General features: G+C 42.2%; 13 protein-coding genes and 1 tRNA gene. 4 read left to right on the top strand and 10 right to left on the bottom strand.

All coding sequences use genetic code 11. From position 1 onward, the window contains the following. Nucleotides 1-117: 117 nt before the first annotated feature. The gene (locus HG263_RS16065) at nt 118-288 is read right to left on the bottom strand and encodes a hypothetical protein (RefSeq protein ID WP_171627104.1); all 171 of its coding nucleotides are present in this window, start codon (nt 286-288) and stop codon (nt 118-120) included. A 210-nt stretch (nt 289-498) separates the two neighbouring features. Between HG263_RS16065 and HG263_RS22610 the strand changes: the two genes are divergently transcribed. Then, a complete protein-coding gene (locus HG263_RS22610; RefSeq protein ID WP_281358299.1) occupies nt 499-633 on the top strand; it encodes a hypothetical protein in 135 nt (44 codons plus the stop codon). Between the two features lie 7 nt (nt 634-640). Here HG263_RS22610 and HG263_RS16060 read toward each other — a convergent pair whose 3' ends face one another. The 5 genes from HG263_RS16060 to HG263_RS16040 form a co-directional block, all read right to left on the bottom strand. Continuing rightward, nucleotides 641-1204, bottom strand: a complete 564-nt coding sequence (locus tag HG263_RS16060) for a hypothetical protein (RefSeq protein WP_171627103.1) — start codon at nt 1202-1204, stop codon at nt 641-643. Between the two features lie 303 nt (nt 1205-1507). Continuing rightward, nucleotides 1508-2683 (bottom strand): mandelate racemase/muconate lactonizing enzyme family protein, encoded by a 1176-nt coding sequence (locus tag HG263_RS16055; RefSeq protein WP_152085061.1) that lies wholly within the window; start codon nt 2681-2683, stop codon nt 1508-1510. Between the two features lie 9 nt (nt 2684-2692). Further along, complete coding sequence (locus HG263_RS16050; RefSeq protein WP_171627102.1) at nt 2693-3460, bottom strand: class II aldolase/adducin family protein; 768 nt, start codon at nt 3458-3460, stop codon at nt 2693-2695. Nucleotides 3461-3575: 115 nt separating this feature from the next. Next, nucleotides 3576-3899: a c-type cytochrome gene (locus HG263_RS16045; protein ID WP_171627101.1), complete on the bottom strand. Its 324-nt coding sequence runs from the start codon at nt 3897-3899 to the stop codon at nt 3576-3578. A 109-nt stretch (nt 3900-4008) separates the two neighbouring features. Then, on the bottom strand, nt 4009-4548 hold the full coding sequence (locus HG263_RS16040; protein ID WP_171627100.1) for a DUF2058 domain-containing protein: 540 nt from the start codon (nt 4546-4548) through the stop codon (nt 4009-4011). Between the two features lie 233 nt (nt 4549-4781). On the opposite strand from HG263_RS16040, the gene HG263_RS16035 reads away from it, so the two are divergent. Beyond that, nucleotides 4782-5921 carry an MFS transporter gene (locus HG263_RS16035; protein WP_171627099.1) on the top strand — a complete coding sequence of 380 codons (1140 nt, stop codon included), beginning with the start codon at nt 4782-4784 and terminating at the stop codon, nt 5919-5921. Here HG263_RS16035 and HG263_RS16030 read toward each other — a convergent pair. Both HG263_RS16030 and HG263_RS16025 read right to left on the bottom strand, forming a co-directional pair. Then, on the bottom strand, nt 5894-6397 hold the full coding sequence (locus tag HG263_RS16030; RefSeq protein WP_343044004.1) for a prolyl-tRNA synthetase associated domain-containing protein: 504 nt from the start codon (nt 6395-6397) through the stop codon (nt 5894-5896). The two genes, HG263_RS16035 and HG263_RS16030, sit on opposite strands and share 28 nt — an antisense overlap. Further along, nucleotides 6390-6794 carry a hypothetical protein gene (locus HG263_RS16025; RefSeq protein WP_171627097.1) on the bottom strand — a complete coding sequence of 135 codons (405 nt, stop codon included), beginning with the start codon at nt 6792-6794 and terminating at the stop codon, nt 6390-6392. Before HG263_RS16025 ends, HG263_RS16030 begins: the two co-directional genes overlap by 8 nt. 134 nt (nt 6795-6928) lie before the next feature. Between HG263_RS16025 and HG263_RS16020 the strand changes: the two genes are divergently transcribed. Continuing rightward, a tRNA-Ala gene (locus HG263_RS16020) sits at nt 6929-7004 on the top strand. A gap of 270 nt (nt 7005-7274) precedes the next feature. On the opposite strand, the gene HG263_RS16015 is transcribed toward HG263_RS16020, so the two are convergent. Then, nucleotides 7275-8522, bottom strand: coding sequence for a glutamate-5-semialdehyde dehydrogenase (locus HG263_RS16015; RefSeq protein ID WP_171627096.1), 1248 nt, complete (start codon nt 8520-8522; stop codon nt 7275-7277). Between the two features lie 3 nt (nt 8523-8525). After that, nucleotides 8526-9635, bottom strand: a complete 1110-nt coding sequence (gene proB / locus HG263_RS16010) for a glutamate 5-kinase (protein WP_171627095.1) — start codon at nt 9633-9635, stop codon at nt 8526-8528. A 652-nt stretch (nt 9636-10287) separates the two neighbouring features. On the opposite strand from proB, the gene HG263_RS16005 reads away from it, so the two are divergent. Further along, nucleotides 10288-12147 carry a cation:proton antiporter gene (locus HG263_RS16005; protein ID WP_171627094.1) on the top strand — a complete coding sequence of 620 codons (1860 nt, stop codon included), beginning with the start codon at nt 10288-10290 and terminating at the stop codon, nt 12145-12147. The last annotated feature ends 11 nt before the right edge of the window (nt 12148-12158 follow it).

The raw sequence follows: 12158 nt of genomic DNA, 5'->3' as shown, positions 1-12158 counted from the left end.
TATCTAACACAGAACTTTATGCAATATAAGAAATGCGGTATACAAACAGTTAAACCGACAAAGCAAGCAACAAAAAAGGCCTCTCGGCCTTTTTTGTTAATTATTCACACTGCAAAATTACACACAGTAAAAAGTAACATAAGTACCATCGTCACATCGGCTTACATCAGTTACACAAAAGTAGCTTGGTGGCGGCGCAGCACCACCTATCTGTGGCGTCATTTTTGCTGGTAAGGTTTTACCTTTAGATAAATTTTTTACATTCTTTTTGTTCAATTGTATCTTCATCTTATTTTTCCTTGTTTACTTTATTTAACTTAATGGATACAAAATAAACAATATATTATTAAAAAATAAACAGCAATGATTATTTTCATAAACTTTATTCATGTGTAATTAGGTAGATGGTAAGGCGAAAGTCGCCTACATATTCTTTCTCTAGCATGATGAATTAGCCGAGTAACCTGCTCAGCATAAGGTGATAATAAGCCGATAGGTATGAATCGTAGATTAGATAAGCCTGAGGCGCATCGGGCAATTAGAGTAACGGCAACAAACGCAGTGAGCTTCTCGCCAAGAGTCCCTAACCGTCCAATGGCGTTGCCTTGTAACCACCTGCTTACGCCGACCTAAAATTGACTCAAACTACATTACGCTTTTTAAAATACCCCAGCGTTTGCCTGATTGGGTAGATAGATAGGGAAGCAATTGCGACAATGTTACATATCCAGATGCCAATACGATAAACCATTCCTAATTCATGGTAGTCAAAATAGCCTCTGGCGATTAACTGCATGAACAAAAACAATTCCATTGTAAAAATCATATATATACAAACACGTGCTGTTTTTGAAAACAAACACCCGCGCAACCGATGAAAAATATACAATGTAAGTTGGCATATAAACAAATTCGCTATAACACCTGTATAAAACACTTTTATCCGATTGTTCTGTTCAAACTCTAGCGAAAGTAAGTACTGTTCTACTTCCCCACCAAAAGTATGAAATAGCATAAATACCACCGCACTCATAAAACAAGAATGCATTTCATGCAGTTTTAGCGAGTTTAATGTTTTATGACTGGCATAAAATAAAGACCAGCGGTGTTTAGGAAATTGCGTGAGAATAAACCACAAAACGATGACTAATTCGTAACCATTAAATATCCAGCCGAGTTGATAGAGAAAGTCGTTAAGACTCATTGATATACATCCATTTTGTTATTCTTTGATTCCATTAAACGTTTAAAAACCGCAAGGTCGATAAGCCTCAGTGTCTTCGAACGATGATGCATAAAGTTTACGATAGAACATACTGTGAATGCATTCTTTTTACGCAAGGTGAATTAGGTGCAAAAGGTTAACGACTGCGGACGCAGTGATTGCGTTTCTTTTGCGCAAGGTGAGTTAAACAATTTTAACAACCGCTACGGGCTTCTCCCCGAGGGCTCAAAAAGTGTAACAAGAGGGCTAAACCAGCTTAACCCTCTAACATAAATTTATCCGTTATTTGATCTCAACGCGTTGTGAGCGCATTACCACTTCGTCGTTTAATTCAATGCCAATGCCTGGCTCTTCCGATACCTTGAATACGCCATTTTTAGGTTGTGGGTCTTGAATACATAATTCGCGGTTCCACTTTTTAATCGCGTAGGTGTGATGTTCATGAATTAAAAAGTTTGGAATGGCTGTTTCTAGGTGTAGCGAGGCTGCTGTTGCAACGGGGCCACCGCACACGTGAGCTTGAATGCGCACATCAAAAATATCGGCGTAATCACACACTTTTTTGGTTTCAGTAAAACCGCCACACAAACCAATATCTGGTTGCAATACATCAATGCTTTGATCTTCTAAGTATGGGCGTACACCCCAACGGTTATATAAACGCTCACCACCAGCAATAGGCACGGCTACTTTGTCGGCCACTTTGGCATGTAAAGAGTGGTTTAGGTAGTTCACCGGCTCTTCGTAATACATGCAGTCAAACTCTTCGGCTATCTCGCCAATTTGAATGGCTGAGGTTGCCCCCGGTAAGCTGTGGCACTCAAAAATAATATCGACTTCATCGCCCACCGCTTCACGAATTGCTTGCATACGTGCACGGTATAGCTTCATCTCTGCGCGCGAGATTATTTTAGTGCGGTCGTAATAGGTGTTGCCAAACTTATCGTATTGTATGGGGTCAACTTTAACCGCATCGTAGCCTTCTGCGATGGCTTTAAGCGCCGCTTCTGCATACTCTTGAGGCTCAACCAGCGCTTTAAACTCGCTATCCCAGTCAAACTGTAATTGCGACGCATAGGTTCTTAGTTCAGGGTTAACCTTACCGCCAAGCAATTGATAAACAGGTAAGTTAAGTGCTTTGCCTTTAATATCCCACAGTGCGGTATCAATGGCGCTCATGGCCGCATACACCACAGGACCGCCACCTAAGCCCCAAAAGCTTTCGCGTAACATGCGCGACCACAACAACTCAGTTTGAAATGGGTCATGACCGATTAAAAAGGCTTCCGCCATTTCTTTTATCATGGCCGCCGCAGCGCTGTGGCCTAGGTCATAAGCAAGACCTGCTTCACCCACACCGCTAATGCCTTCATCGGTATGAATACGAACAAATACCGGAGTCCAAGCGGGTCTATCAGGACAGTGAATATCAAATACTTCGACGCGATTAACTTTCATTATGAATTCCTATTGTGCAAAACTTGGGTCTAAGCGGTATGCCTTTCTGAGCATGGCAGGCCAAGCAACTTGCCCGCCCGTGCTGCCGCTATGAACAACGTTAGCTTGGTTGTAAATATTATCTATAATGGGCTGCGGTACAGGCACGGCTTGTTGACCTGACGACTGAATAGCCAGTTGAATTTCACAAGCGCGCTGTAAGTCATAAAAACGCATAAACGCATCGCCCACCGTAGGCCCGACCGTTAAACCACCATGGTTGACCAACAACATATGATTGGTCGACCCCAAATCGTCTTGCAAGCGCTTACGTTCATCGTCGTTCACCGCCAAGCCTTCGTAGCCGTGATAAGACAAAGAGGGTAATGAGAACATAGAATGCTGGCTCAGGGGTAATAAACCGCACTCTAGACTGGCTACGGCAACCGTTTCTTTGGTGTGTAAGTGAATAACGCAATGCGCATCATCTCTTACTTCATGAATAGCGCTATGAATGGTAAAGCCCGCAGGGTTAATCTTAAATGGCGTATCATCCAAAATATTACCCGCTAAGTCGACTTTAACTAGATTTGACGCAGTCACCTCATCAAAGCTTAAACCAAATGCATTAACCAAATACTGATTTGTGCCAGGCAAACGCGCTGACATATGCGTGTAAATTAAATCGCCCCAGCGCATATGCTCAACTAAGCGATAGCAGGCTGCTAAATCTACACGTAGCTGCCATTCTTGCTCAGACACTTTGCCTTTTAAGTTGAGTTTAGGTAGTTCAAACATAGAGGGTCCTTAGATAAGCCCAATTAGATGTATAGAAGTCTAAATGACTATGGGCATTTGTTCAACCAAATAAAAACCACCGACATGCGGTGGTTTTTAAAATTCACGAATGTGGTTATTTAACTTGCGATAAATACTCTGCAATGGCGTCAATTTCTGCATCAGATACATTGGCCACCATGGCTTTCATTGCCGCCGACATACCATTGCTGCGCGCGCCTGATTTAATATCTTTCATCTGCGCTGCTAGGTATTCTTTGTTTTGCCCAGCAAGCTTAGGGTACATTGCCATAATAGGTGCTTTACCGTCTGGACCATGGCAAGTTTGACACATTTTAGCTGTGTACAATGCTTTACCATCTTGCGCGTTCGCAACATTTGCACCTAACGCCACAATTGAGAGCCCAACCCCACAAATTATATTTTTTATCTTACTCATAACATTACTCTTTTTGTTAATTAACGGACAAATCTTTTACAGTGTAGACCATTTGTGAGCGCTACACATAAGTCATTAATTAGCAGGCGCTGCGATGAGTAAAATTAACTTACCAAACTAAATCATCTGGTACTTCATAACCCGCGTATGGGTCGTCCTCATCAGGGCCGCTGTTGTCGTCTTCAACATGGAACACGATATATTTTTCGTCAACCTCTGCAATTTTACGCGCGGGGTCATCTTGCAACACGTAAAATTGCCCTTCAAGCACACAAATAGCCAATCGGCCTCTTGACAGCGCTTGTTTGGTTTGTTCATTTACATCAAGCTCTTTAACTTTGTTTTCATAGGTAAAGTTAAAGGTAACATCACCACGAATTTCATCTTGGTTATGATGCTCTAAAATTTGTTTAACACGTGCAACTTGCTCACGCTCTTTTAACTCAGCTTGCTTGGCTTTATTCAGCTCTTCAGCCTTTTTTTGCTGCTCAAGTTTAGTTTGTTCAATATGCTTTTGTAGATCACTAGGGTCACTGGTAGCGCCCTTTTTCTTCTTCTTTTGTGCTTTACGCTTCTGTGACTTAGCCACTTTTGCCTTGTGCTCAGTCGTTAGCCCCGCTTTTAGTAGCTGCTCTTGTAACGAACCCATTGTGCTGCTCCATAAAATATTAATAGCCATATTCTAACGCAGTGGTTTTTTTTGACCATATGCAAAGCGCGCTTCAATAGATTTTTTTGTACCGACACCACCATAGCAAAAGCTTTTATACTACAACATGATTTAACGCAAAAAATCGCTAACTATTTGATACAAAACTGTTCAATGCAAACAAAGCCACGCATAATATGCAGCAGTCGCGCAAAGAGTATCCAGGAAGGTTCATGCCGTTATTGCAGTTACTCATTTCATCTATGTTCATTTTTTTTGTGCTCTACGCACCGCAGCCCCTGCTAGCCCTATTTGCTGATAATTTTAATGTATCCACAGCGGCAAGTGGTGCGTTAATGTCACTCACGATGTTGCCGCTGGCCGTAGCGCCTATTTTTTATGGCTTATTGTTTGCTCGCAAAAATCCACTGTCGATTCTCAAAGTAGCAATGCTTATTTTAAGTATTACCAGCTTACTCTTTGCACTGGCTCCCTCTTTTGAGCTATTACTTAGTTTGCGTTTTATCCAAGGTCTCACCCTACCTGCAGCGCTTACCGCAATGACAGGCTTTATTGGCCAGCAATATAGTGCAGTACAGTTACAACAAAATATGACTCGTTACATAGGCAGCTCTATTTTGGGTGGCTATTTAGGACGCGTACTGGCGGCAAATTTTGCCAGCTGGTTCACATGGCAAAGCTTTTATTATGTGCTAGCAGTGTCGTTGATTATTTTGGCTCTACTTATTAAACCTAAGCGCTGTGAGCCACCTAAGCGTGAGCCCGCCTCACCAAGCGCCTACTTAAAACCTTTACGTCACCCACTTATCGCACGCTTATTTGGCTGTGTATTTTGTATGTTTTTTTGCTTTGCCGCTTTGATGAACTACCTACCCTTTATTTTGCAGGATGTGTTTAATATCACCGATAGCAAAACCATAGGTTGGGTCTACACTGGCTATTTAATTGGCGCGGTGCTGTCTATGGCAACGCCCTACATCAGTCGTCGCTTTAATAATTCGTGGTTATTGTTAAGTGCTTTGTTCGCCCTTTACTGTTTAACGCTTGTTGCCATGCAGCTACCCGTATTAAGCCTATTTCTTATCGCTTTTACGTTATTTTGTGCGTGTATGTTTATGATCCATTCAAGTGCATCTCCCCTTGCTAATAAACTGAGCGATGCACCGCCAACGGTGACAAATGGTGCCTATGTGTCTTTTTATTATAGCGGCGGTGCGCTGGGCTCTTTTATACCTGGTTTAATACTACAAAGTTTTGGCTATCATGCCTTTTTGATAACGCTGCTGCTAGTCTGTGGGATTGGCCTAACACTGAGTATCACAACTTATAGACATGGAATATCAATCACATGAGGCGTGTGATGGGTATACTGCCAAAATTGTTGCAATTGTGGCTTAGTTAACACCCATGTTTTAGTGTTATTAAGTGGGTGACACTGCCACAGCTGAGCACTCCAAAGGCCTCGGTCAATCCAAAGTTCTACTTGCTGCTCTGTATCATTTATTAGCGCCAATGCCGACACACAACCAGGCTTGATATTAAGATATTTTTCTAACCTTGCATCTGAAGCAAACCCCAAACGTGATACACCCTGTTGAGACGACAGCGTTTTCAAATCTACCTTTAGGTGTGCTCTGAGCAATAATAAAAAATGCCGACGACCATAGTTATCTCTGAGGAATAAATTTTTGATGCGAGTACCTGCTCGCTCAAGCTGCAACTTGTCTGCCTCATCACAGGTATGTAACGGTGGGTGTTCATACTGTAACGCCTGAATATGCAACTGCTGTAAAACACGCTCTAAGTGTAGTGTTGCCGATTCACTCACAAGCCCCTCGCAACTGCACACTACGTTGACGCCAATACACTTGATTAATTTTATGACCCGCTGAGCAATAGTTTTCATCTGCAAGCGCTGTTTTAAGTAATTCAACCGCGCGCTCTTCGAGGAGTAACTTTAATTCGGGAGAATCTTCAACTCGTTGATGTTTTGCATATGCCTTAAGATCAGAGCGGGATAGCGGCCTGCTGGTATCTAAAACCATGACTGGGGTTGGTTCAACAGTCACTATGTACACAAATAACTGTTGGCCTGAGTCTGATACTTTGGTGTGGAGTACTTGTTTTTCGATTTCAAGTACCGGGGTTTTAGATGCTGAAGAGCACCCCATTAACAAGACAAAACAAGCACCTAGCAATGACAAGCTTATTTTCTTTTTGAACATCAATCATTCTATTTTTTAATTCATTTCAACCAGTCTATCAAAGCCGATTGTAAAAATGTGAAAATTTTTTGCCTACAAAAGCTTGACGAGGTAATTAAAAAACTATAAATTTCGCAACGTCCAAATCGGAATGTGGGGCTATAGCTCAGCTGGGAGAGCGCCTGCCTTGCACGCAGGAGGTCAGCAGTTCGATCCTGCTTAGCTCCACCACTTTCCGCCCTTTCTTATTTTAAGTATTCTTTTTAATATCCAAATTGTTATTTTTTAAAGCCTTCGCTTTTAAAATGAGCTGACTATCAAGCTAGTGCAATTCGCTTAAGAGATCCTGACCTTCGTCAGGAAGACAGCATGAGCACATTTGAGCACAGCTACCTTCCTAATTATTGCTGCTATTATTGTGAACTCGTTTCAGAACCCCATCACCTTAAACGAGTGGCATTAACAATGGAGTTAATGCCTTACACTAAAACCTTTTGCTACTTATTCTCGAGTCTGGCCTTCGCCATTCACTAAAAACTTCTCTGTAGTTAGCGATTCTAAGCCCATTGGCCCATAAGCATGTAGCTTGGTCGTTGCAATACCAATTTCTGCGCCTAAGCCTAACTGAGAACCATCAGAAAAACGTGATGAAGCGTTAACCATAACCACAGAGGCATCAACACTACGTTGGAATAATTGCGCGGTTTGCATATCTTGCGTACAAATCACTTCAGTGTGATGGCTACCAAAACGGTCAATATGTGCCAGTGCACCTGCAAAGTCATCAACAATACGAACAGCCACTTCTAAGCGCAGGTATTCTTCACCAAACTGTGATTCATCAATCACATTTGCACCCTCAAAATATTGAGCTGCTTGGCTGTCGGCGTTGATCACCACCTGCTTGTGCGAAAACGCCTTTTGTAAGCGAGGCAAGAACATTGGTGCTATCGACTTATGCACCACAATGCCTTCTAACGCATTACACACTCCAGTACGTTGAGTTTTACCATTTAGTGCCAACTTGAGCGCTATATCTAAATCAGCAGCTTCGTCAACGTAGAGGTGACATACCCCTTTAAAGTGTTGAATAACAGGAATTGTGCTATTTTCAGTAACAAAGTTGATTAAGCCTTCTCCACCGCGAGGAATGATCAAATCTATATATTGTTTTTGCTGCATTAATTCCATCAGCAAAGCGCGATCTGGGTCGGGCACCACAGTAATAAGCGCCGTTGGTAAATTATGCTGCTCAAGCACTTGGTGCATAACCTTTGCGATAGCTTGTGAGCTTTGTAGTGCTTCTTTACCACCGCGTAAAATTACGCCATTACCCGATTTAAAGCACAGCGCACCAGCATCTGCTGTCACGTTCGGACGTGCTTCATAAATCATACATACCACGCCTAAAGGCACCCGCATTTTGCTAATTTTAATACCGTTTGGTCTAACACCCATGTCTCTAGTTAAGCCAACTGGGTCGTCAAGTTCAACAATGGTTCTAATACCATCAGCCATATCAGCAATACGTTCAGGTGTTAGTGTTAAGCGGTCAATCATCGCCGCTGATAACTGATTATCTCGAGCTAAAGATAAGTCATGTTCATTTGCAGCCAAAATATCGTCACTTTGGGCAACCAAAGCCTCAGCCATGTCCGTTAGAACTGCATTTTTTTGCTGTGTTGTTAATAACGCTAGCTGCTTTGCAGCACTGGCAGCTTGCTGTGATAATTCAGTAATTAAACTCATGAGTTAAGATTTCTCCAAAATTGCAATATCTTGTTCAGAAATAACGGGGCCTATGCTCTCTTGTAAGTGGCCGTTATCAGATGTTTGCTCTTGCTCAGCAAGAAAGTTAAGCAAACAACTACTATAGTTTGTGGTCGCTTTAGCTAAACGCTCGCCCTTTTCAGTACGAACCAATATTGTGTCACCAACGGCAAACTCCCCTCGAACATCTGAGATATTTTCAGCACCTAAAGGCTCCGCGTGATCTTTTAGTTCTTCTGCATAGCTGTGCTCAACAATGATCTCACCTTGTTCAGAGGCTGTGTGTGTCATCCAGTGCTGTTGAGAATGCATAGGCACATCATATGGTAAGAAAACAGTGCCGGGATTGTTCCCCGCTAATAGCTGCTCAAAGGTACTTTCTTTAAAGCCATTGACAATATAAGTACTGATACCATGCGATGTTGCTTTCTCGGCAGCTTCTATTTTGGTTTTCATTCCGCCAGTACCCACTTGGCTTGTAGCGCATCCGGCCATTGCGTATATATCTTCAGATATCTCTGACACTTGAGGTATCAGTTGGGCATCTTCATGAAGATTTGGGTTTTTGTCATATAAGCCGTCGACATCAGAACACATTAATAACACATCAGCATCGGCTGCTGCGGCAACCATGGCTGACAAGTTATCGTTGTCACCCACTTTTAACTCATCAGTGGTAACCGCATCATTCTCATTGATAATAGGTAAAATGCCATGCTCAAGTAAAGTGAATATCGTTTCACGAATACTGTTATAGCGCTCCAGATCTCGTAAGTCACCATGAGTTAAAAGTATTTGTGCTGAAGGGAAATCAAAAAAGCGGTCCCAAGTCGCCATCATCTCAGTTTGCCCAGCGGCAGCCATAGCCTTTTTCAGTACCACTGATGAGTTTTTAGCATCTTCAGGAAATAAGTGGGACCCTGCCGCGACGGATCCAGAAGAGACCAGTACCACTTCTTTACCCATCGCTCGACAGCGCACGATAAACTGAGCAATAGTCAATAAGTAACGCGCACGACAGCCATCTTGATCTGGTGCAATTAAAGCACTCCCTATCTTAATTACTATACGCCGAGAATTTGAAATGTTCATATTGTTTCCTGCAGTTGCCCTTGCTTAAATTAATTCCACGCAGCATCCGCAAAAAGCAGACGTGCGTGAGTAAAAACAACCAGAGTTGAACAATACAAATATACAATACAGCTTACGCGTTCACACATATGTGCCCAACACTGGCTGTCGCTTTACTAAAAAATGGATTGTGACATCGTAATTTATCTACAACGTCGAGCCGTTTTCAGCTGGTACATCATGGTTTGATGAAGCTGAAAAGACCTAAGCCGCAATGAATAATTGCGCAAAGAATAGTTAAATTGTTGAACAGTATTTAATATCTAAGCCTTCAGGCTAAAACATAATACTAAAAGCTAGTTCATTATAATTGCTATAACGAAACCAAAAAGAATCGTGGTGACTTGCACCAAACGCTTTATAGCTTAACGTATCCTTCCCTACAATTTCAACTCAATACAAAAATAAGTACTTATATCCGCTATAAAACTAATGAATAATTCTTTATAGGTACATTGTGAAATGAAATGATCCATTTTCTAGTATAAAGACTATGGTTAGGATAGATACTCAGCTTTTGTTAAAGCTTAAATTCGTAGCCGTCATATAACTGTGGTATAAACCCGCTAGTATATTTTTAACTATGTTAACCAATAGGTTAACTGGAGAGATTATGTCAGCTATTTACATCGCTGGAATTGCCGTTTTTTCGGTTATAGCGCAATGGCTAGCTTGGGCGCTCAAAGTTCCTGCCATTTTGTTCTTGCTACTCATTGGCTTATTGCTCGGCCCTCTGACTGGGCAGCTAAGTCCCGATGACTTATTAGGCGACTTATTGTTCCCAGTCGTTTCACTATCGGTTGCCATTATTTTATTTGAAGGCTCTTTAACTCTTCACTTTAGAGAACTCAAGGGTATAGGAAAGATAGTTCGTAATTTATGCTCAATAGGTATGTTCTCTACCTTCGTGATAGTCGCATTAAGTGCCTATTTTATTTTAGATTTAGATTGGCGCGTAGCCGCTGTGCTAGGCGCGGTGCTGGTTGTAACCGGTCCGACAGTGATAGCACCTATGTTAAACGCGATGCGTCCAACTCAAGATATTGACAGAGTACTACGCTGGGAAGGCATTGTAATTGACCCCATAGGCGCACTTTTTGCCGTGTTAGTGTTTGAAGCGGTGAGTTTTGTCGGTAAAGGCGAAGTATTAAGTCACACTTTAATCGCTTTGTTTTCAACTTTAGGTGTCGGGATCAGCGTAGGTGTTGTGGCAGGTTGGATAACCAGTGCATTAATTCGAAAAGAATGGCTACCTTACGAACTTCACAAGTTCGGCATTTTAGCATTAGTACTTTTTAGCTTTACGGCTTCAAACCATTTAGCACATGAGTCAGGGTTACTGGCTGTAACTATTTTCGGTATTTGGCTCGCGAATCAAGATGATCTGGAAATAGACTCGGTGCTTGAGTTTAAAGAAGATCTATCGATGATATTGATTTCAAGTTTATTTATCTTGCTCGCAGCCAGATTGCAGCTGAGTGATTTAATGCTGTTGGATGCAGAAATCTTTATTTTTTTAGCGATTGTATTATTTATCGCGCGGCCCATTTGTATTGCCATCTCTACCTATAACACTGATTTGCCGTTAAAGTCTCGAATACTGCTGTCGTGGATAGCGCCGCGAGGCATAGTAGCCGCTGCAGTTGGTTCTGTTTTTGCGCTCAGTATGATGGAATCGCAAATACCAGACGCAAACAAGCTCGTCCCTTTAATTTTTACCGTGATCATTGTGACTGTTGTATTGCAAAGTTTAACGGCAACCCCTTTGGCAAAGCTACTAGGAGTGCGCCAACCTAGCCCAAATACGCTGCTTATCATTGGCGCAAATCACGTAGCACGTGCTATTGCAAAAGGATTAAAAGAGCAGAATATTGACGTGTACCTTTCAGATCCGGCGTGGGAAAACTGTAAAATGGCGAGAATGGACGGTCTACCTTGCTACTATGGGAACCCACAATCAGAACATGCTGAACGCTATTTACCCCTCACGACAATACAATCAGTGCTAGCACTCTCCCCAAACCGCCATCACAACGCCTTGGGTGTGCAGTACTTCTCGCATTTATTGAGCGAGCAAAACGTATTTTCATTACGCTCATCAACGAACCATGCAAAGGCAAACAAAGACAGCGCAACTTTTTTATCGAGACAGGTGTTGTTTGGCGAACAAGGTTACTATGCCAAGCTAAGTAGCTTAATTGCCAAAGGCGGAAAGGTCAGTGCAACGCGCTTATCTGAAGAGTTTGATTGGCAACAATATTTAGAAGTGAATAAAGAAGCAATTCCGTTATTTATTACAACCGACAGTAATAATGGCGAATCGCAAATTAGACCATTTGTCATTGATATGAAAAAGCCACCTGAACAAGGTGAGCGGATCATTGCGCTCCAGCCCCCTAAGATGTCAGTTCTAAAAGAGCCAACACAAAGTAAAGAAGGGCCAACCTCTGTTGGTGAAAAACTAAGTCAGTAATCTTTGATTTG

The organism is Pseudoalteromonas caenipelagi (assembly GCF_013140855.1).
GTDB lineage: Bacteria > Pseudomonadota > Gammaproteobacteria > Enterobacterales > Alteromonadaceae > Pseudoalteromonas > Pseudoalteromonas caenipelagi.
This window is presented reverse-complemented; position numbering and strand designations above follow the sequence as displayed.